General features: G+C 63.2%; 22 protein-coding genes. 10 read left to right on the forward strand and 12 right to left on the reverse strand.

Annotated features, from left to right (window positions below; translation table 11 throughout):
* Positions 1–90 precede the first annotated feature (90 nt).
* Genes IVA82_RS27690 through fliL form a run of 4 tightly spaced genes read right to left on the reverse strand, consistent with a single transcriptional unit; the run spans position 91 to position 3027 of the window.
* Positions 91–852: a flagellar protein FlbB gene (locus tag IVA82_RS27690; protein WP_247384885.1), complete on the reverse strand. Its 762-nt coding sequence runs from the start codon at positions 850–852 to the stop codon at positions 91–93.
* A 9-nt stretch (positions 853–861) separates the two neighbouring features.
* Complete coding sequence (locus IVA82_RS27695; RefSeq protein ID WP_247384887.1) at positions 862–1308, reverse strand: DUF6468 domain-containing protein; 447 nt, start codon at positions 1306–1308, stop codon at positions 862–864.
* Complete coding sequence (gene fliM, locus IVA82_RS27700; protein ID WP_247384889.1) at positions 1305–2507, reverse strand: flagellar motor switch protein FliM; 1203 nt, start codon at positions 2505–2507, stop codon at positions 1305–1307. The genes IVA82_RS27695 and fliM overlap by 4 nt, the downstream gene beginning before the upstream one ends.
* 19 nt (positions 2508–2526) lie before the next feature.
* A complete protein-coding gene (fliL, locus tag IVA82_RS27705; RefSeq protein ID WP_247384890.1) occupies positions 2527–3027 on the reverse strand; it encodes a flagellar basal body-associated protein FliL in 501 nt (166 codons plus the stop codon).
* Positions 3028–3412: 385 nt separating this feature from the next.
* Between fliL and flgF the strand changes: the two genes are divergently transcribed.
* From flgF to flgH, 4 genes are read left to right on the forward strand one after another with little or no spacing between them, the layout of a single operon-like run.
* Complete coding sequence (gene flgF / locus IVA82_RS27710) at positions 3413–4174, forward strand: flagellar basal-body rod protein FlgF (RefSeq protein ID WP_247384892.1); 762 nt, start codon at positions 3413–3415, stop codon at positions 4172–4174.
* A 15-nt stretch (positions 4175–4189) separates the two neighbouring features.
* The gene (gene flgG / locus IVA82_RS27715) at positions 4190–4978 is read left to right on the forward strand and encodes a flagellar basal-body rod protein FlgG (protein WP_148742065.1); all 789 of its coding nucleotides are present in this window, start codon (positions 4190–4192) and stop codon (positions 4976–4978) included.
* A 10-nt stretch (positions 4979–4988) separates the two neighbouring features.
* On the forward strand, positions 4989–6098 hold the full coding sequence (gene flgA, locus IVA82_RS27720; protein WP_247384893.1) for a flagellar basal body P-ring formation chaperone FlgA: 1110 nt from the start codon (positions 4989–4991) through the stop codon (positions 6096–6098).
* Positions 6099–6101: 3 nt separating this feature from the next.
* A complete protein-coding gene (gene flgH, locus IVA82_RS27725; RefSeq protein ID WP_148742063.1) occupies positions 6102–6866 on the forward strand; it encodes a flagellar basal body L-ring protein FlgH in 765 nt (254 codons plus the stop codon).
* A 266-nt stretch (positions 6867–7132) separates the two neighbouring features.
* Here the strand turns inward: flgH and IVA82_RS27730 are convergent, their stop codons facing one another.
* From IVA82_RS27730 to IVA82_RS27740, 3 genes are all read right to left on the reverse strand, one after another.
* Positions 7133–7912 carry a fumarylacetoacetate hydrolase family protein gene (locus IVA82_RS27730; protein ID WP_247384894.1) on the reverse strand — a complete coding sequence of 260 codons (780 nt, stop codon included), beginning with the start codon at positions 7910–7912 and terminating at the stop codon, positions 7133–7135.
* 531 nt (positions 7913–8443) lie between these two features.
* On the reverse strand, positions 8444–8809 hold the full coding sequence (gene dksA / locus IVA82_RS27735) for an RNA polymerase-binding protein DksA (RefSeq protein ID WP_085966600.1): 366 nt from the start codon (positions 8807–8809) through the stop codon (positions 8444–8446).
* Positions 8810–9022: 213 nt separating this feature from the next.
* On the reverse strand, positions 9023–9634 hold the full coding sequence (locus tag IVA82_RS27740) for an NAD(P)-dependent oxidoreductase (protein ID WP_247384895.1): 612 nt from the start codon (positions 9632–9634) through the stop codon (positions 9023–9025).
* Between the two features lie 151 nt (positions 9635–9785).
* On the opposite strand from IVA82_RS27740, the gene IVA82_RS27745 reads away from it, so the two are divergent.
* A complete protein-coding gene (locus IVA82_RS27745; RefSeq protein WP_247384896.1) occupies positions 9786–10157 on the forward strand; it encodes a helix-turn-helix domain-containing protein in 372 nt (123 codons plus the stop codon).
* 3 nt (positions 10158–10160) lie between these two features.
* Here the strand turns inward: IVA82_RS27745 and IVA82_RS27750 are convergent, their stop codons facing one another.
* Entirely contained in the window at positions 10161–10574 is a 414-nt protein-coding gene (locus tag IVA82_RS27750) for a flagellar assembly protein FliX (protein WP_247384897.1), read from the reverse strand.
* Positions 10575–10842: 268 nt separating this feature from the next.
* Here IVA82_RS27750 and IVA82_RS27755 point away from each other — a divergent pair, with 268 nt between their 5' ends.
* From IVA82_RS27755 to IVA82_RS27770, 4 genes are all read left to right on the forward strand, one after another.
* Positions 10843–11967 (forward strand): flagellar basal body P-ring protein FlgI, encoded by a 1125-nt coding sequence (locus IVA82_RS27755; RefSeq protein ID WP_247384898.1) that lies wholly within the window; start codon positions 10843–10845, stop codon positions 11965–11967.
* Positions 11967–12335, forward strand: coding sequence for a flagellar assembly peptidoglycan hydrolase FlgJ (gene flgJ, locus IVA82_RS27760; RefSeq protein ID WP_247384899.1), 369 nt, complete (start codon positions 11967–11969; stop codon positions 12333–12335). Before IVA82_RS27755 ends, flgJ begins: the two co-directional genes overlap by 1 nt.
* Positions 12336–12346: 11 nt before the next feature.
* Complete coding sequence (locus IVA82_RS27765) at positions 12347–12844, forward strand: hypothetical protein (RefSeq protein ID WP_247384900.1); 498 nt, start codon at positions 12347–12349, stop codon at positions 12842–12844.
* Between the two features lie 158 nt (positions 12845–13002).
* Positions 13003–13365 (forward strand): hypothetical protein, encoded by a 363-nt coding sequence (locus tag IVA82_RS27770; RefSeq protein ID WP_247384901.1) that lies wholly within the window; start codon positions 13003–13005, stop codon positions 13363–13365.
* A 24-nt stretch (positions 13366–13389) separates the two neighbouring features.
* Here the strand turns inward: IVA82_RS27770 and flbT are convergent, their stop codons facing one another.
* The 3 genes from flbT to flaF form a co-directional block, all read right to left on the reverse strand.
* Positions 13390–13776 (reverse strand): flagellar biosynthesis repressor FlbT, encoded by a 387-nt coding sequence (gene flbT / locus IVA82_RS27775; protein ID WP_247384902.1) that lies wholly within the window; start codon positions 13774–13776, stop codon positions 13390–13392.
* Between the two features lie 291 nt (positions 13777–14067).
* Positions 14068–14433 carry a hypothetical protein gene (locus IVA82_RS27780; RefSeq protein ID WP_247384904.1) on the reverse strand — a complete coding sequence of 122 codons (366 nt, stop codon included), beginning with the start codon at positions 14431–14433 and terminating at the stop codon, positions 14068–14070.
* A 31-nt stretch (positions 14434–14464) separates the two neighbouring features.
* Positions 14465–14833, reverse strand: a complete 369-nt coding sequence (flaF, locus tag IVA82_RS27785) for a flagellar biosynthesis regulator FlaF (RefSeq protein WP_247384906.1) — start codon at positions 14831–14833, stop codon at positions 14465–14467.
* Positions 14834–15233: 400 nt separating this feature from the next.
* Here flaF and IVA82_RS27790 point away from each other — a divergent pair, with 400 nt between their 5' ends.
* A complete protein-coding gene (locus IVA82_RS27790; protein WP_247384908.1) occupies positions 15234–16490 on the forward strand; it encodes a flagellin in 1257 nt (418 codons plus the stop codon).
* Between the two features lie 223 nt (positions 16491–16713).
* On the opposite strand, the gene IVA82_RS27795 is transcribed toward IVA82_RS27790, so the two are convergent.
* On the reverse strand, positions 16714–17952 hold the full coding sequence (locus tag IVA82_RS27795; RefSeq protein ID WP_247384996.1) for a flagellin: 1239 nt from the start codon (positions 17950–17952) through the stop codon (positions 16714–16716).
* Positions 17953–18444 lie beyond the last annotated feature (492 nt).

An 18444-nucleotide genomic window follows, 5' to 3' on the forward strand; every position in this document is an offset into this window, starting at 1 on the left:
TTCCGGTTCGACCGTCCATGCCGGCACTGCCGCCGGCCCGTGCCGTCGACTGTAGATTTTGGCAATTAAGGACTTCTTAAGTATGAGCCTTCAATTCGGCTTTTGCGTCGGCTTGCCATCGATCTTCGGGAGGTCTCCGGCGGAGGCGGACTGGTCTCCGCCGCCATTGGCACGCCGCGCCATCTCGACCGTCAGCCGCTCGGCGGCTTCGGACGACATCAGGCCGAGGATGTCCGACATCTTTCGCGGGGCGATTTGCGAGGCGATCTCGATCAGCACGCCCATCTCCAGCCGGTCGAACACCCGCGCAGCGTCCTTGGGCTTCATGCCCTCATACATGGTCACGAGGCCCTTCATGCGCTGGGCCTCGGCGGCCTTCTGCTCGGCCTGGGTGGTGGAGATGCGGGATTCAACCGCCTTCATCTCCTCGACCTTGTTCTCGATGCGCTTCTCGGCCGACTTCAACAGGCTCTCGCGGATGTCGATCTCGCGCTGGCGGGCCTCGATCTCCTGGCGGCGCGACTGCAGCCGCTCCAGGATCGCGCGCTCCGAGGCCGAGACCTGCGGTTGGGCCTCCTCGACCTTGACCACGGTGCCCTCGGGCTTGGTCTCGGGCGCGGCCGGCTTGGGCGCCTCCTTCGGCGCGCCATGCGTCGATCCCGTGATGTCGGGGTCTTCCCGCCCGGTCGGGAAATTCAGGTTCTCCTCCGCCCACGACTTCTTCGTCGGATTCGGCTTGTAGTCGAAGACATAGCCGCCGTTGATCGCGAGGCCCGCGACCTTCAACGTGGCGAGACCTGCGACCGCAACCAGGACGACGGGAATGACGCGGATGTTACGAAAGGACTTCATACCTGGACTTTATGCAGCCAGACCGTTGGACCTTCGGCGCTCGGAGAATGCTTCGGCCGCAGCCGCCACCGCCTTCGCCGCCGAGGGCCTAGCCGCTGGCGAAGCAGCTGGTTCTGGACTCGTGACCGGTCGCGCGGCGATCGCGATCTTGGAGAGGCGCCGCACCACGTTGTCGGCTTCCCCCAGCTGCTTGTAGAGCTGGTCCGACATCTGGGTGGCGGCAGCGAGCTGGCTGCCGAGATTCTCGTTGACGTCGCGCACGGCGAGCTTCAGCCCGCCGATCGCGCGCTCGGCGATCTCGGTCGCGGTGATCAGCTCGGCGATGACCGCCTTCAGCGAATGCTCGTCCGCCTTCAGCCGCGTCAGCCGCTTGTTGAGCAGGATACAGTAGCCGATCGTGAGCATCAGCAGGATAGCCACCAGCGTCTCGATCGCCATTCCCAGGGAGTGGTTCATTGGGCCTCCATCATCTTGTTCTGCTCGTCCACTTTCTCGAACATCGCAAGTGTCGTACTTGGCTTGCGCAGGGGTTTCGTCACCCGTATAGCGACGCGGTCGCCGACCCGGCCCATGCGTCCTTCGGTAAGGGTGACGTCGCCGCAGCGCACGGTGACGTTGGCATCCGCGCGCATCTCGAGAGGCAGCGTGTCGCCGACCTTCAGCCGCATCAGCTGCTTGAGCGGAATGTCGGCCTCGTAGAGCACGGCATCGACGGAGATCTCGGCCTGCCCGATCTCGGTGGCGAAATGGCCTTCCCAGATCTGATCGCGGCCGAACTTTTCGCCCATGAACATCTGGAGCAGAACGCCCCGGATCGGCTCGATGGTCGCATAGGGCAACAGGAGTTCGATGTTGCCGCCGCGGTCTTCCATGTCGATGCGCAGGCGCACCAGGATCGCGGCGTTGGCGGGACGGCTGATCGCGGCGAAACGCGGATTGGTCTCGAGCCGGTCGATCGTGAACGTCACCGGCGACAGCGGCCGGAACGCCTGCTCGGCGTCGGCCAGGACCACCTCGACAAGGCGCTTGACCAACTCAGTCTCGATCGTGGTGTAGGGCCGGCCCTCGATGCGAAGCTGGCTGGTGCCGCGGCGCCCGCCCAGCAGCACGTCGATCATCGAGTAGATCAGGTTGGAATCGACCGTCGCCATGCCGAAGTTTTCCCACTCCTCGGCCTTGAAGACGGTGAGGACGGCCGGCAGCGGGATCGAGTTCATGTAGTCGCCGAAGCGCACCGAGGTGATGCGGTCGAGCGAGACTTCGACGTTATCGGAGGTGAAATTGCGCAAGCTGGTCGTCATCAGCCGCACCAGGCGGTCGAAGACGATTTCGAGCATCGGCAGACGCTCGTAGGATACCATCGCCGAATCGATGATCGCGCGAATGCCGGAATGATCGTCGAGGGTGACGTCGCCGACGGTGAAACCGAGGAGATTGTCGATCTCCTCCTGCGACAGCACGCGCTCGCCGGAGTTCTTGCCGCTGCCGAGATCGCGGCTGCCGTCCTCGACCATGGCCGCCCATTGCAGGGCCATGGTCTCGGATAATTCATTCTCGGAAGCAGCCTTCGCGGCCTCAGCGGGATCCTCGGAATCAAGTGAGGCCTCCCATTGGGCGGCAATTGCATCCTGGTCGACCTGGTCGTTGCCCGCCATGATCCCTAGTCCGCCCTGTTCACTGGATCACGACTTCCTTGAACAGCACCGCGCTGACCTGGATCGGCGCGACCGCGGCATTGACGCGCTTGGTCAGCTCTTCCTTGAGGCGAAAGACGCCCGCGGAGCCGTTGAGGTCGGATGGGCGCAGTTCCCGCACATAGGTCTGGAAGATGTCGGTGACGCGCGGCATCGTCGGCTTGATCGCCTCGATCTGCTTCTCTTCCTTCAGCTCCAGCACGATCTTCAGCCGCAGATATTGCACGCGCTCCCCGGGCGTGCCGGCGAGGTTGACCATGATGTCGGGCACGTCGACAAAAGCCGGCGGCTTCGGCGGCGGCGCCGCCTCGGCATGATGCTCGTCGTCGCCGTGACGAAAGAAGAAGAACCAGGTCGCCGCACCGCCGCCGAGGATGGCGAGCAGGCCCATGGCCATGATGATGAGCTTGAGCTTGTTCTTCGGCGCAGCGGCTTCCGCGCCTTCGGTGGCTGCGCCGCCTTCCGCTTCATTCTCTGCCATGGTTGCCGGGCTCGCTCATCTCTAAGTCGGGTCGAAAGAGCGAAGCCCCCTGGCAGACAATGACGCGATACGAATGCCCCAGCGCAACGCGCTCCGCTTGCACGCAAACGCTACGGTAATAATGGTTAACGGAATCTTTCGATTGGGCCTCAGCTAGGAAAATTCTGCCGGGCAAACATGGTCAACAGACCCTTTCTGCCGCCCCTCGGCGCCCGTGAAAAACAGCCAAACAATTGCAACAACGACATTTTCCGAGTTGGCACGACTTTCGCTGAGAAGGGGCGAGACCCAACGGTTTGGGAGAACCTGACGGTCTCGTTCACGGGGTTGGCCAAGGCGCTTGGGAGAGCGACGCGGCGGGCCCCACTCAGGGGAGATTGATCCGATGCAGAACGCGCTTCTGATCGGCTTGTCACGGCAGATGACGTTGGAACGGCAGATGGATATCATCGCCAACAACGTCGCCAATGCCAATACCAACGGCTTCAAGGCCGACCATTCGCTGTTCGAGGAGTACCTCAACTCCAACGCACGCGAGGACAATTTCGTCGGCTCCGACCGCCGTGTCTCCTATGTGCAGGATCGCGGCACCTTTCGCGACGTCGGCCAGGGGCCGATGGAGCCGACCAATAATCCGCTCGACATGGCCATCGACGGCAACGCCTATTTCGCGGTGCAGGCCAATGGCGGCGAGCGCTACACCCGCGACGGCAAATTCTCGCTCAACAGCACCGGCCAGCTCGTCACCTCCGACGGCAACCTCGTGCTCGGCACCGGCGGCCCGATCACGTTCCAGCCGACCGATCACGACATCAACGTCGCCCCGGACGGCACCGTCACGGTGCTGGAAGGCACGGCAAAGACCGACTCGATCCGCGGCAAGATCCGCATGGCCTCGTTCGACGATCCGGCCAAGCTGACCAAGCTCGGCGCCAATCTCTATGACGTCGGCTCCGCGACCCCGCGGGCCGACGCTAGGTCGAACGTTCGCCAGGGCTACATCGAGAAGTCGAACGTGAACTCGGTCGGCGAGATGAGCCGCATGGTCGAGGTGATGCGCAGCTACACCGCCGTTGCCAACCTGCTCCAGCAGCAGAGCGACATGCACAAGTCGGCGATCGAGAAGCTCGCCGACGTTCCGGCCTGATTAGGGAGAACTGACATGCAGGCGCTTCATACCGCAGCGACCGGAATGGCGGCACAGGAACTCAACGTTCAGGTGATCTCCAATAACATCGCCAACCTGCGCACCACCGGCTTCAAGAAGCAGACGGCGGCGTTCCAGGACCTGATCTACGAACACGTGCGCCGCGTCGGCGCGCAGGCTTCGGACCAGGGCACCATCGTGCCTGTCGGCGTCGACATCGGCGGCGGCGTCAAGACCGTCGGCACGCCGCGCAGTATGACGCAGGGCACGCTATCGCAGACCGGCAACGATCTCGACCTCGCGATCTCGGGCGAAGGCTTCTTCAAGATCCTGATGCCCGACGGTACCTTCCAGTACACCCGCGACGGCACCTTCCAGATGGACAATCAGGGCCGCATCGTCACCGCGCAGGGCAACCCGGTACAGCCGACCATCACCATCCCGAACAACGCCTCCGGCCTCACGGTCAACGAGCAGGGCCAGGTCTCGGTGACGCTGCCGGGTTCGTCGACCTCGGCCGTCCAGGGCCAGATCGGCGTGACCCGTTTCATCAACAAGGCGGGCCTTCAGCCCGTCGGCAACAACCAATTCACCGAGACGCCCTCCTCCGGCCCGCCGCAGGACGGAACCGCGAACGCCGAAGGCTACGGCAAGCTCACGCAGGGCAGCCTGGAGCAGGCCAATGTCGACGTCGTCTCGGAGATGAGCGACCTGATCGCGGCTCAGCGCGCCTACGAGATGAACGCCAAAGTCATCAGCGCCGCCGACCAGATGATGCAATCGACCACGGCGCTGTTCCGCTGAGGTGATGACGATGATCCGCACCACGCTCGTCACGATTTCTGCCCTCATCGCGCTGGCTCTGCCGGCGCAGGCCGCCGACGACGGCATTGCCGCGCCGACGCTGCGTGCCAGCGTCACCGTCACCTCCGACCTGGTGCGGGTCGGCGATCTCATCGACAATGCGGGCTCGGCCGCGCTGATCCCGGTGTACCGCTCACCCGATCTCGGCACCACCGGCGCGCTGCCGGTCGCGCAGGTCCTGAGCGTGCTGCGGGCCAAGCAGGTGATCGGCGTAATGACCGGCAACATCAAGGAGGTCGCGGTCACCCGCCTCGCCCGCACGCTCGCCAACAAGGACCTCGAAAACGCGGTCGCCACCGCGCTGGAGCGCCGCTTCGGCCTTGGCGATGCCACCAACATTACCGTCACACTCGACCGCGGCATCTCCGAGATGCGGCTGGATGCCTCCAACTCCGGCGCGCTCCAGCCGGTCGCCACGCGCTACGACGCACGCAGCGGCCGTTTCGACCTGACGTTTGAGATCAGCAACGACAACAACCCGACGGCGACCAAACTGCGCTTCACCGGCACCGCGATCGAGACCGTAGAGGTCGCCGTGCTGACGCGGGACATCGAGCGCACCGAGATGCTGAAATCCTCCGACCTCGCGCTGGAGCGCCGGCCGAAAGCGGAGGTTACGGGCGAGCCTGCCTCGCGCGACCGCGCCGTCGGCATGCAGCTCCGCCGGCCGATGCGGGCGGGGACGCCGATCCGGGTTGCCGACATGGCGCGGCCGGAATTCGTGCAGCGCGACCAGAACGTGACCATCATCTACCAGGTGCCCGGCCTCTACCTCACCACGCGCGGCAAGGCGGTCGAGAGCGGCGCCGAAGGCGACATCGTCAGCGTGCTCAACATCCAGACCAAGCGCACGCTGAGCGGCGTCGTCACCGGCCGCGGCCAGGTCACGGTCCAGGGCGCCAGCCAGGCCGTGCCAATGGCCCCTGCCGTCGAGCAGACCTTGTCCCTTCAGCGCGAAACGCCCGCCCCGGCTGCCCCTGCTCCGGCCTCGCAGACCAAAGTCTCGCAAGCCCAGATCCCGCCAGTGCAGTTCCTGCAAGCTCAAGCCAAGTCAGAGTAAGTCATGTCCGCTTTCAGTTCGGCTTCCCGTCTTCGTCGCCTCGCGCTCGCCGGTTTGCTGCTCGCAACCTGCACCCTCGCGAGCGGCTGCTCCTCGATCGACCGCCTGTCGCAGATTGGCGAGCAACCGAAGCTGTCGGCGATCGATAATCCGACGACGCAGCCCGGCTACAAGCCCGTGCAGATGCCGATGCCGAAGCCGGAAGTCGCCTCCTACAATCCGAATTCGCTGTGGCGCAGCGGCAGCCGCGCCTTCTTCAAGGACCAGCGCGCCCACCAGGTCGGGGACCTCCTGACGGTGGCCGTCAACATCACCGACAAGGCCAACATCGAGAACGACACTCAGCGCAGCCGCACTAACTCGGAAAATTCCGGGATCAGCGACTTCCTCGGCGCCAAGACGATCACCCAGGCCAACAAGATCTTGCCCGGCCGCATCCTGACCGCCGACTCCACCGCATCCAGCGAGGGCAAAGGCAGCGTCGAGCGCAAGGAAGCTTTGCAGACCAACGTCGCCGCCGTGGTGACCCAGGTGCTCCCGAACGGCAACCTCGTGGTCGAAGGCAAGCAGGAGATCCGCGTCAATTACGAGATCCGCGAACTCGTGGTCGCCGGCATCGTCCGCCCCGAGGATATCCAGAGCGACAACACCATCGATTCCACCAAGATCGCCCAAGCGCGCATCGCCTATGGCGGCCGCGGCCAGATCATGGACGTGCAGCAGCCGCGCTACGGCCAACAAGTGATGGACGTGTTGCTGCCCTTCTAGCCTTCTTCCGAGCTCCCACATCGTGTTCGCGAACCTAGGCGCGAACGACGATGTACGACGCGGCCCTCGCTAGCTCCCCTGGCGAGGGCCGCATGTATTTCAGCGTTGTTACTATTGGGAGCTACAAATCGGCGATCAAAGTTTGACCAGGCCGCCAACGCACACTCCGTCATTGCGATCGGAGCGAAGCAATCCAGGCTGCCGCCGCGGAAAGATTCTGGATTGCTTCGTCGCCAAGGGCTCCTCGCAATGACGATGCGGAGACGTCACGTAAACTCCGCCTCCACCGCGCCCAGCCCGTCCAGCTCCATCCGCACCTTGTCGCCAGCCTTGACCCACAGCGTCTTGACCAGGCTGCCCGTCAGCACGAGCTGGCCCGCATGCAGACCCTTGCCTTCGGCGGCGAGATGGTTGGCGAGCCAGGCGAGGGCGTTGTGGGGGTGGCCGAGCACGTCGGCGCCGGTACCGTGGCTGACCTCTTCGCCGCCCACGATAGCGCGGCCCTTGACCGCCTTCAGGTCCGGCACGGACGAGCGCGAGACCGACGGCCCGAGCACGCAGCCGGCGGCGAAGAAATCGTCCGCGATCAGCGTGGCTGCGCCCATCGTCTCCCATTTCACATAGCGGTCGTCGACGATTTCGATCGCGGGATGATAGGCATCGACGGCTTCGCCGACCCATTCGGCCGTGAACGGCGCCTCGCCGGGCGCGAGGTCGCGCTGCAGCCGCACCGCGATCTCGCATTCGACGCCGACGCGGACATAGTCGGAGGCGGCGAGCTTGACCCCGCTCTCATGCACGCCCTTCTGGAACACGCCGCCGCCGCAGGGATGGGGGATGCCGATATAGTCCTGCATCACCTGGCTGGTGCAGCCGATCTTGTAGCCGACCAGCGGCCCGAGATGCGGCAGCAGGAGATCGTGGAGCGCGCGCTGGACCTGATAGCCCTCGGCCTCGTCGGCGGGCGGAACCTGCAGCGCCGCGAGCGGCGCATGGTTGCGGCGCGCGAGCGCGATCGCCTTTGCGGCCTGGAGAATTTTGTCCATCGGCGCCGGCCTCCCCCACGCTACGCGATTGTGTGCGGCAGTGGAGCATCCCCGCCCCGGCCTGACAAGCACGGCCGGGGCTGCGCAGCGTCCCGCCTCGACCAAGCCAGGCCGGGACCATCCGCAAGACCAGGCCAACCCGGTCGCGGAACGATTGCCGTCGCGTGCGTACATTTAAGGAAATATTGAGGTGCGCGAGGATTTATGCGGAGGCGCTCAGCTTGCAGCCTCGCCGCAGGTGACGCGAAAGGCGTGAGTGCAGCGATGCTTGATGTGGCTCGCCCGGCGCCTCAACATTCGAGTCGATCCGGTTGATGCGACTCGCAAAATTCGCCCCATTTGAAGTGAAGCCTGTTTCTCATCTGAACTCACGTGAGCTCGGAGGAGTTGAGTCTAGCCTATTGATCGCGATTCAGTTTTCCCAATCGCGGCGGGCTCGGGGCGGACGAAACAGCACACGACTCCACGGGCGGCGCGAAGCGGCGCCTTGCGTCCACAAAAGCAAAGAGCCGCAACTCTGCGGCTCGGACTTTATTCGTCGCGATAGACCTTCTCGCGCTTCTCGTGGCGCTCCTGCGCCTCCACCGAAAGCGTCGCGATGGGCCGGGCTTCGAGCCTCTTCAACGAGATTGGCTCGCCGGTTTCCTCGCAATAGCCGTAGGTGTTGTCCTCGATGCGCTGGAGCGCTGCGTCGATCTTGGCGATCAACTTGCGCTGGCGGTCGCGGGCGCGGAGCTCGATGGCACGGTCGGTTTCGGACGAAGCCCGATCGGCAAGATCGGGGTGGTTCACGTTCTCCTCCTGCAAGGCTTGCAGGGTGAGCTTGGACTCTTTGAGGATCTCATCCTTCCAGGCCAGGAGCTTCAAACGGAAGTACTCCTTCTGCCTGTCGTTCATGAAAGGCTCTTTTTCGGTTGGTCGGTAATTTTTCAACTTTTCCAAGGGCGGCCCATCTGTCTAAGCAACGACTCGCACACGGAACAGAGTGCGTTGAGCCGGGCTTATATAGCGGCGTCCTGTGACAGACAATATTTCCCTCCTCCCCGGGAGGCCGCCTCCAAGCCCTTGCACAGGAAGGTTTATCCGCAAGGGCCCGGGGACGACCGAGACTCAGTAGCCGACCGTGAAACGCTGCCTCAGGTGGGCGGGACGCTCGATTTCGTCGGCCAGCGCAATGGCGTAGTCCGCGAAGGAGATCCAGCTTTTTCCGCTCGCATCTGCGAGAAGCTGATCCGTCCCGAGCCGGAACTTGGCCGTCCGTTCGCCCTCCATGAACAGGGCCGACGGCGAAATGAAGGTCCAGTTCAGGTCCTTTTCCTGCCGCAGCAGGTCGAGGAAGGCGGAACCCGCCTCGGCCTCAGCCTTGTATTGGGCCGGAAAACCGGGAGTTGTGACCAGCTTCACGCCGGGAGCGACCTCCAGACTGCCCGCTCCGCCGACGACGAGGTAGCGCCCCACCTTCGAGTCCTTGGCCGCGCCGATCAGCTTGAGCGGGTCGCTGGCCAGGAAGTGCACGGAACTGACGGCAACGTCGTGCCCGGTCCACAGCCTGGCGACGCCGGCCTGGTCGAGCACGTCCCCCTTGGTCGGCGTGACGTTGGGCAGGGCCGCGATCTTCTCGGGGTTCCGGGCGATGGCCGTGACCGCGTGGCCGCGGCGGGACAGTTCCTTGGTGATCTCCGACCCGGCCCGGCCCGAGGCGCCGGCGACTGCGATTTTCATGGAAGGCTCCTTTGCTTCTGTGGTAACTAACAGTAACTAGATATCTCAAAGGATGCTGGTGTTAAGAGAGCACTTTGTGCTTACCTGATTACATAGGAGTAACCGGCGCGCGAGCCGGCAAGCGACAAGAACGGATCCAGAGGACCCGACGATGAAGCCAGACGTCTATGCAGCGAACTGCCCCACGCGCCAGATCCTCGACCGCGTCGGCGACAAATGGGCAGTGCTGATCCTGCTGCTGCTGCGCGAGGAACCAATGCGCTTCAATCAGTTGCGCCGCACGATCGAAGGCATTTCGCAAAAGATGCTGAGCCAGGTTCTCAAGTCGCTCGAACGGGACGGTCTGATAAAGCGTCACGCTATCGCAACCGTACCGGTGACGGTGGAATATTCGATCACGCAGCTCGGCGTGACGCTTGCCGGCGCGGTCGATCCCCTGCGCGATTGGGCCGAACAAAACCTGAAAGACGTGCTCGCTGCCCAGCGCCGCTACGACGCGCAGCAGAAGGATGTAGCGGCGTAGGCGCTAAGCCTGCCCGGCCTTCGCCAGCTCGACCTCGACGCGCAGCTCGATTTCGGAGAGCACGGAATCGAGGCCAGGATCGCCCGAGGACGATTTCAGGTTGGCTGCGGCATCGCGCAGCCGCATCACGGTCGACGCATCGAGATTGCCGGACAGGAGGCCCATCTTGAGATCGTCGAGCACGTCGAGCGCAGTCCTGCCACGGGTGACCGAGCGCTTGCGGCGCTCGACCAGGTCTTCCTCGATGCCTTGCAGTGCGAGCAGCCCGTCGATGTTCGCGGCGGCCTTCGGTGCGGCAGCGCCCCGCGTCTCCTGCGCCGAGGAGGTGTCGGGCAGCACGAAAGTGCCGGAGCTCGTCCGCCTGGCCTGGCTGGCCGGCGTTCCAAGCGTGGTGCCGTTCGGTCCGTAGATGCGCATCGCAGCAATCCGGGTGATCGATGCGCTACATTCGCTGTTTTATGGTTAACGGCGCGTAAACGGCTCGGCAAAATCTGCCGACAGGCGGCAGTTTCGCTCCTCACGGCCAACACCTGCTGACACCGGTCGAAACAGATTTATTCAACCTTCTCAACCACCTAACCCTATATTCCCGTGTTGGCACAGCGCTCGCAAGGAAAGCGTCGGACCAGCTCATCATGGGAGTGTCGAGCAGGTCCGAGATTTGAGGAGCCTCGGGGAGCAGAGGATGCCAGGCGTTCGTTGGGTGAGATTTTTGGGGGTGGCCTGCGCCGCGCTGTCAGCGCTGGCGCTCTCGGCCGCGTCCGTCAATGCGACCTCGCGCATCAAGGACCTCGCCAATATCGAAGGGGTCCGGCAGAACCAGCTCATCGGCTACGGCCTCGTTGTCGGCCTCAACGGCACCGGCGACACCCTCAACAACATCCCCTTCACCAAGCAGTCGCTGCAGGCGATGCTCGAACGCATGGGCGTCAACATCCGCGGCGCCACCATCCGCACCGGCAATGTCGCCGCCGTGATGGTGACCGGCAATCTGCCGGCCTTCGCGACGCAAGGCACGCGCATGGACGTCACCGTGTCCGCGCTCGGCGACGCCAAGAACCTCCAGGGCGGCACCCTGCTCGTCACCCCCCTGCTCGGCGCCGACGGCAACGTCTATGCGGTAGCGCAGGGCTCGCTCGCAATCTCGGGCTTCCAGGCTGAGGGCGAAGCGGCGAAAATCGTACGCGGCGTGCCGACCGTGGGGCGCATCGCCAACGGCGCCATCATCGAGCGCGAGATCGAGTTCGCACTCAATCGCCTGCCGAACGTGCGTCTTGCGCTGCGCAACGCCGACTTCACCACCGCCAAGCGCATCGCGGCGGCCGTCAACGACTATCTCGGGGTCAAGACCGCCGAGCCGATCGACCCCTCCACCGTGCAGCTTTCGGTTCCGCCTGAGTTCAAGGGCAACGTGGTCGCCTTCCTCACCGAGATCGAGCAGCTCCAGGTCGATCCTGATCTCGCCGCCAAGATCGTCATCGACGAACGAAGCGGCATCATCGTGATGGGCCGCGACGTCCGTGTCGCCACCGTCGCGGTGGCGCAAGGCAACCTCACGGTCACCATCTCCGAGAGCCCGCAGGTCAGCCAGCCCAACCCGCTGTCACGCGGGCGGACGGTGGTCGCGCCGCGCAGCAGCGTCAGCGTCAGCGAGGACGGCAAGAAGTTCGCCGTCGTCAAGGACGGCGTCTCGCTTCAGCAGCTCGTCGACGGTCTCAACGGCCTCGGCATTGGCCCGCGCGACCTCATCAGCATCCTCCAGGCGATCAAGGCCGCCGGCGCGATCGAAGCCGACATCGAGGTGATGTGATGCAGACCGGCATGATCAGCACCGCGCACGTCGTCACCTCCTCGGCCTTCTCCGTGGAAAGCCGCAACGGCCGGCCCGACTTCGAGCTCGCGAGCGCGCTGCAAAAGGTCTCGCCGCAGCAGCAGGCCAGGGCGCAGAAGACCGCCACAGATTTCGAGGCGATGTTCCTCAACAGCATGTTCGCGCAGATGACCTCGGGCCTGAAGGGCGAAGGCCCCTTCGGCGACACGCCGGGCACCGGCGTGTGGCGCTCGATGCTGACCGAGCAATATTCCAAGAACTTCGCCAAGGCCGGCGGCGTCGGCGTCGCCACCGAAGTCTACCGCACCCTGATCATGCAGCAGGCGAAAACGATCCGCACGGCATAAGGTCAACCGAGATGAATCACTTCAACGCCTCACGTCAGCCAATGCAAGCGCAGCGCCCGAACACCGCACCCGGCAACGCCGAGGCGCGCAAGATCGCCGAGCAGCTGATGGATGCGATGAGCGCCCTGCTCGGACTGATCGAGCGCGAGACCGAGCTCGTTCGTGCCGGCAAGGTCCGCGAGGCGATGACTCTCGAGAGCCAGAAGCAGGAGCTGTCGCGAAACTATATCGTCGCCGTCAGCGCCTTGAAGACGAACCAGGCCCAGCTCGCGAAATCCGCGCCCGAGCTGCTCTCGACGCTGCATCGGCACCACGATGCGTTCCGCGCGATGCTCCAGGTCAATCTCACCGTGCTCGCGACCGCTCACGCGGTCTCGGAGAGCGTGGTGCGCGGCGTCAATGCCGAGATCCAGAAGCGCAACGTGCCGAACACCTACACGGCCGCAGGGCGTCGCGCCACTCCGGGCCCGCGCCACATCACCCCGCTCGCGGTCAGCCGCTCGCTCTGAGCGCGCGCAAAACCAGCTACAATTTTACGAAAAACCGCGCGACGATGTCGTCGCGCGGTTAGTCACGTTTCCTTACCGGATCTTCAATCCCGGTGGTCCATGGTTGCGTATTGAGAGGGGTTGGGATTTGACTCGCGTGAGGCAACCAGGAGGCTGCCATGAGTACAGATTTCAGCATCAGGCCGGTGGGGATACCGCCCCCCGCGCAGATCGTAACGACGTCGAACTCGGCGGCGAACGAGGCGGTGCAAACCGATTTGCCGGTCAGCCAGACGGTTGCCGCGAGCGATTCCAGCGCAGCCGTGCGCAACGATCTGCACAGCAATGAAAACGTCTCGCGCCAGGTCGTGTTCGACCAGGCGGCCGCATCCTTCGTCTTCCAGGTCGTCAACGAGAGGACCGACCAGGTCGTGGAGCAATTTCCCGACGAAGCGATGCTGCGCCGCCGCGCCTATTTTCACGCGCTCGACCTCAGCAAGGCCGATACAGAACGCCCGCTGTCGACCGACCGCAGCGCCTGAAGTAGTGGAGGCTGATCAGCAGAGCTAGACGCTCTGCTTCAGCAACTCGTCCTCCCGTCTGACGAGCCTCTGGATCTCCTTCAATGAATTGTACAGAGAGCCGCTCAGGATCAGCTTGCTTGCGGCCTCGATCGACGTTCTGAAGCTCGGCACCGCCTCGAGCAGATCCTTGACGAAGCTCACATAGAGCTCCTGGTATTTCGGAATATCGTCTTCCAGGTACATCATCTGGATGCAGAGATAGAGCCGCTTCACGGGCGTATTGGCGGTCTCCGCGGTCAGCAGGTCCTTCTCGCGGAGGATCGGCGCCTCCCCCGAGATCAATAGCCTGGTTCGCGTATCGGAGTTGGTGATGAGGCTTTGGCCGATGATGATTCGCTCGAAGGGCTTCAGTTCAACTTTCAGCGCCATCGCTGTTACCTCCTGCGCTCATACCAAAACAAGCCGTCTGCGTTGGCACATTCGGCGAAGCGAGAAATGAAAGACTCCTGCTCCGGCGCGCTGACCAGGTTCATCGTATGGAACCCCACCGCCGGCTGTGCACGGGCCGGCTGAGCTACTTTCGAACGGTCGGCTTGTGGCCTTAACGTCGACTTCCATTGCCAAACGGTAAATGGGTTTGGTTAACGAGACTTTAACTACCCAGGCGCGACAACGCGGACCGGTGACCAGAACGCTTCGCGATGCGAAGTCCGGCCGCGATCAGACCAGGTCGGCGTATGCCGTGTTGAGCACGGTCGCCCCGGTCGCAGGATTGGTGACCACCGTCTTGATCTGCGCGTGACCGATCTTCTTCAGCAGGAACTTGGTGTCGCCGATCCGGAAGGCATTCTCCTTGATCAGCACGTCCTGGTACTGAATTGGGCCCGTGCCGCTCTGGTATTTGACCTTGGCGCGAAACCCTTTAACGTCAACGATTGTGAACGAAAACTTCTCGCCTGTAGAGTACGTTCCCTTCCAGGTTCCCGTATAAAGAGTGGAATCGACCGGAACATACTTCACATTCGATGACGACGCTGCTGGCGCCGTCTTATAGCTGTTGCTCAGAATGCTAAGGATGTCTGCCATCGCTTGAGTTCACCTCAATCGGCACGTCCTCTCAGACGCGCCCGCTCAATCCGGCTGCAATGTTGCGGTTTATCTCGATCAACGGCTTGAAGTGCTCCCGCTGGGGGCTGATCTGCAGCGCCGCTGTCTGGGACAGCACGAAGATGCTGATGTTGGCGATGTTCTGCCGGACATGCGCTGGCTGCGGGTTCTCATCGCGCTGAGCTTCGCTGAGAAAGATTGTCCAGAGCTTGCGGTTATAGATCAACGCCTCGGACATCTGCACATAGCTCGCGTCGGGGTCGGACATGACGGCTTGCAACTTATTCGCCGCCTTCAACAATGCCTGGGCTTCAATATCGCGCGGGGATGAGGTGGTACTCGCGACGCGCGCGTAGGCTTGAGCGGCAGCACTAGACATTCGTCACCTCAGCAAACCTTTGTTCCGTCTGACAAGCTTCCGGACTTCCTCGTAGTAACCCCTAAAGGCGGCCAATTAAGATTAACTTACTCGCTGCCTGAATTCGCGTCACCAAATCTGACCCAAGGGAAGTTTCGGGCTCGAACCAAGGGCGGATTTCAAATTGAGATCATCGCTGACCGGCCTGATTCGGTCGAAGTAGATTTCCTCGGGCCAGAAGCGCGGCGTTGTCCAGCACTGCCCCAGCAGTCGCCCAGTCGGAACGTCTCGTTAACCACGTTTCGTAAGCAGTGGTTAATCATATTTTAAAAGCTTTTGTTCACACTTGCGATGGCTGGAATCATAAGGCGCATTGACCCGGACTAGGACGCCGGCGGTGCACACAAGGAAAGTCATTCAAATGTCCGACGTCGTCCTTACCGCGGCAGTCCGCCAGAATCTGCTCTCGCTGCAGGGAACCGCTGAACTGCTCGCGACAACGCAGAGTCGCCTTGCCACCGGCAAGAAGGTCAACAGCGCCCTCGACAATCCGACGAACTTCTTCACCGCGGCCGGCCTCGATGCCCGCGCCGGCGATATCAGCAACCTGCTCGACAGCATCGGCAATGGCGTGCAGGTGCTGCAGGCCGCCGATACCGGCATCACCTCGTTGCAGAAACTGGTCGATACGGCGAAATCGATCGCCAATCAGGTGCTGCAGCAGCCCACTGGATACAGTACGAAGTCGAACATCCAGTTCACGGGCACAGGCGTTCCCACCGGGACCGGCGGAGCCACCGCCGCGGACCTCACCACCAGCAAGCTCAATGGTGGCGTTTACACCTTCACGAATTCGGCCGGCACGGCTGCCACGATCACGATTGGCAATTCGCCGTCGAGCTTCAATCCAGCGACCAAGACCGCGCAGGTCCAGTCGCTGGCCCAGCTCAACCAGGCATTGGCGGATGCGGGCGTGAACCTGGCGACCTCGATCACTGGCCCTGACAACCTGACTTTTGTCTCGACCAATGACGCCGCGGGCCAGGTGATCACTGGCACTGCTGCTGCCACAGCTCCCACGGCACTGGATGCCATCAACGTCAGCGCCAATGCCGCTGGTGGCGGCGCAGGTGGCGCGGTCGTTCCAGCGGTGCCGGACCCGGTCTCGCAATCAGCTCGGGCCACCCTCGTCAGTCAGTACAACCAGATCCTTCAGCAGATCACCACGACGGCGCAGGACGCCTCCTTCAACGGCATCAATCTGCTTGATGGCAATTCGCTGAAGATGATATTCGACGAGACCGGCAAGTCGACATTGACGATCGCCGGCGTCACCTTCAATCCGAACGGTCTCGGCCTGAGCCAGTTGACTCCGGGCTCCGATTTTACGGACAACGTCCTGACCAGCAAGGTCTTGGGCGCGCTCAACGCCGCCAGTACCACGCTGCGGTCGCAAGCCTCGGCGTTTGGCGCCAACCTGTCGATCGTGCAGATCCGCCAGGACTTCTCCAAGAAGATTATCAACGTGCTGCAGACCGGCTCGTCCAACCTGACGCTCGCCGACTCCAACGAGGAAGCCGCAAACAGCCAGGCACTCTCGACCCGGCAGTCGATCGCAGTATCGGCGCTCGCGCTCGCCAACACGTCACAGCAGAGCGTCCTGCAGCTGCTACGCTGAGCGCTAGTTTCGCCGACGCTGCGGACGAGTGGATTACGGCGGCGAGGTATCCTCTCGCCGTCGCTTTATGCGCTTCGCGCAAACTCCCATGAACAGAAATCGCGGTATCATCCCGGAGGGGCGCGATGCCGCCAGGCGATTAAAGATGCACGTGAGCGGCGCGCACGAAAAAAAACGGCGGGACCGAAGCCCCGCCGCTTGAGATACGAGCGTTCCGCCGAGATCAGCGCAAGAGCTGGAGCACGCCCTGCTGCGACGTGTTGGCGAGCGAGAGCGCAGACGTCGCGATCGACTGCCGGGTCGAGAGCGCCTGGCTGTTCGCCGCTTCCTCGTTGGAGTCGGCCAGCGTCAGGGCGGACGAACCCGTCTGTAGCACGTTGATGATGTTCTTGTTGAAGTCCTGCCGGATCTGCACGATCGACAGGTTGGCGCCAAAGGCCGACGCCTGCGACCGCAGGGTGACGCTGGCGGTGTTGAGCGCCGTCAGAACAGTGTTCGTCGCAGTGTTGTCGATGAAGTCAGTGCCGGCGGTAAGCGAATGGAGCCCGAGTCCGTTTGGATTGAAGGTGACGCCCGCGATCGTTACGGTCGATTTGCCGGTTTCGTCGAACACCAGCTTCAGTGAGTCGCCGTTCAACAGGTTGATGCCGTTGAACGAGGCGTCCTGCGCCGTCGTGGTGATCTGCGTGATGATCTGGTTGTACTGGCTCACCAGCGACGAGCGCGTGGCCTGCGACACCGCGTCCGTAGTCGCAGCGGTCACCGCGCCGAAGGTTGCCGTACCTGAGACGTCCACAGAGGTGGAGGAACCTGCCGGCGGAGCGGCATAGGTGCCCGTCGCGGTGATGGTCTGGGAGGCGGCATCGTTGCTCGAGGTGAAGGTGAGCGAGCCATTGCTGTTGAAGTTTGCAATTAGCTCAACACCCGCCGCCGAAAGCGCGGTGTTGAGGCTGTCGATCGAGTTCACCTTGCCGGCGCCTGCGACGTTGCTGAGGGTCAGCGTGGTCGTGCCAGCTGCCGTCTTGAAGACCAGCGTTTCGCCTTGCAGCGAGTTCGTGCCGCCGTTGGTCAAGTCAGTTGCGGTACCCGGGACGGCCGCCGCACCTGCACCGGTCGGCGCGGCGATGGAGACGTTGGCTTTCGTCAGGTAACCGCTCGGCTGCTGCAGCACCTGGTTGGCGATCGACTTTGCGGTATCGACCAGCTTGGAGAGCGAGGTGATGCCGGTATTGGCCGCCTGCAGGACCTGCACGCCGTTACCGATGCTGTCGAGCAGGTTGCTGATGTCGCTGGCGCGGGCATCAAGGCCAGCCGCGGTGAAGAAGTTGGTCGGATTGTCGAGCGCGCTGTTGACCTTCTTGCCGGTGGCGAGACGGCCCTGCGTGGTCGCGAGCAGCTCAGCGGTGCCCTGCAGCGAGAGCAGGTTCTGGCGGACTGCAGCCGAGAGGGTGATGTTGGACAGAGACATCGGGGACAACCTTTCTGGTGTAACTCAACGGCGGGCCTTCTTGGCCGCGCATGGCCGAACCGTAGGAATTCTATGGTCAACAAAAGATGAAATTCGCCGGGCTTGGTTAACGCGCGCGACGCTTTCGAAGAATCATGGTTAAAAAACGGTCAACACGGGACCGACGAGTTAAGCAGGCTCTCACGGCGCGGCCGGCGCTCAGGCCTCCCACGCAACCTAAGCAATCGGATAGGAGGAAGCCTCGCGGCTTCCCCCTCCCCACACCACCGTACGTACGGGCCCGTATACGGCGGTTCGTCAGGCACGATTACCTCTGCCGCCCCATCCCGACGTCTCGCGACGCCGATAGTATACCCGTTGCCGGGGGCAGGACGACAGATCTCCCAGGGTCATTCGCGTGACCTTCGTGCCACTCTCACCTCCAAGTCATCAACCGGACACTACTCCGGTCAAATCGCGCCAGTCACGGCGCTCCGCGCCATGCCT

Origin of the sequence: Bradyrhizobium sp. 142 (assembly GCF_023074015.1) — a bacterium.
Taxonomy (GTDB): domain Bacteria; phylum Pseudomonadota; class Alphaproteobacteria; order Rhizobiales; family Xanthobacteraceae; genus Bradyrhizobium.

What these genes read in the sequence shown, in the direction of transcription:
- IVA82_RS27690 (WP_247384885.1), bottom strand. Translation starts at nt 852, where the DNA reads ATGAAGTCCTTTCGTAACATCCGCGTCATTCCCGTCGTCCTGGTTGCG.
- IVA82_RS27695 (WP_247384887.1), bottom strand. Translation starts at nt 1,308, where the DNA reads ATGAACCACTCCCTGGGAATGGCGATCGAGACGCTGGTGGCTATCCTG.
- fliM (WP_247384889.1), bottom strand. Translation starts at nt 2,507, where the DNA reads ATGGCGGGCAACGACCAGGTCGACCAGGATGCAATTGCCGCCCAATGG.
- fliL (WP_247384890.1), bottom strand. Translation starts at nt 3,027, where the DNA reads ATGGCAGAGAATGAAGCGGAAGGCGGCGCAGCCACCGAAGGCGCGGAA.
- flgF (WP_247384892.1), top strand. Translation starts at nt 3,413, where the DNA reads ATGCAGAACGCGCTTCTGATCGGCTTGTCACGGCAGATGACGTTGGAA.
- flgG (WP_148742065.1), top strand. Translation starts at nt 4,190, where the DNA reads ATGCAGGCGCTTCATACCGCAGCGACCGGAATGGCGGCACAGGAACTC.
- flgA (WP_247384893.1), top strand. Translation starts at nt 4,989, where the DNA reads ATGATCCGCACCACGCTCGTCACGATTTCTGCCCTCATCGCGCTGGCT.
- flgH (WP_148742063.1), top strand. Translation starts at nt 6,102, where the DNA reads ATGTCCGCTTTCAGTTCGGCTTCCCGTCTTCGTCGCCTCGCGCTCGCC.
- IVA82_RS27730 (WP_247384894.1), bottom strand. Translation starts at nt 7,912, where the DNA reads ATGGACAAAATTCTCCAGGCCGCAAAGGCGATCGCGCTCGCGCGCCGC.
- dksA (WP_085966600.1), bottom strand. Translation starts at nt 8,809, where the DNA reads ATGAACGACAGGCAGAAGGAGTACTTCCGTTTGAAGCTCCTGGCCTGG.
- IVA82_RS27740 (WP_247384895.1), bottom strand. Translation starts at nt 9,634, where the DNA reads ATGAAAATCGCAGTCGCCGGCGCCTCGGGCCGGGCCGGGTCGGAGATC.
- IVA82_RS27745 (WP_247384896.1), top strand. Translation starts at nt 9,786, where the DNA reads ATGAAGCCAGACGTCTATGCAGCGAACTGCCCCACGCGCCAGATCCTC.
- IVA82_RS27750 (WP_247384897.1), bottom strand. Translation starts at nt 10,574, where the DNA reads ATGCGCATCTACGGACCGAACGGCACCACGCTTGGAACGCCGGCCAGC.
- IVA82_RS27755 (WP_247384898.1), top strand. Translation starts at nt 10,843, where the DNA reads ATGCCAGGCGTTCGTTGGGTGAGATTTTTGGGGGTGGCCTGCGCCGCG.
- flgJ (WP_247384899.1), top strand. Translation starts at nt 11,967, where the DNA reads ATGCAGACCGGCATGATCAGCACCGCGCACGTCGTCACCTCCTCGGCC.
- IVA82_RS27765 (WP_247384900.1), top strand. Translation starts at nt 12,347, where the DNA reads ATGAATCACTTCAACGCCTCACGTCAGCCAATGCAAGCGCAGCGCCCG.
- IVA82_RS27770 (WP_247384901.1), top strand. Translation starts at nt 13,003, where the DNA reads ATGAGTACAGATTTCAGCATCAGGCCGGTGGGGATACCGCCCCCCGCG.
- flbT (WP_247384902.1), bottom strand. Translation starts at nt 13,776, where the DNA reads ATGGCGCTGAAAGTTGAACTGAAGCCCTTCGAGCGAATCATCATCGGC.
- IVA82_RS27780 (WP_247384904.1), bottom strand. Translation starts at nt 14,433, where the DNA reads ATGGCAGACATCCTTAGCATTCTGAGCAACAGCTATAAGACGGCGCCA.
- flaF (WP_247384906.1), bottom strand. Translation starts at nt 14,833, where the DNA reads ATGTCTAGTGCTGCCGCTCAAGCCTACGCGCGCGTCGCGAGTACCACC.
- IVA82_RS27790 (WP_247384908.1), top strand. Translation starts at nt 15,234, where the DNA reads ATGTCCGACGTCGTCCTTACCGCGGCAGTCCGCCAGAATCTGCTCTCG.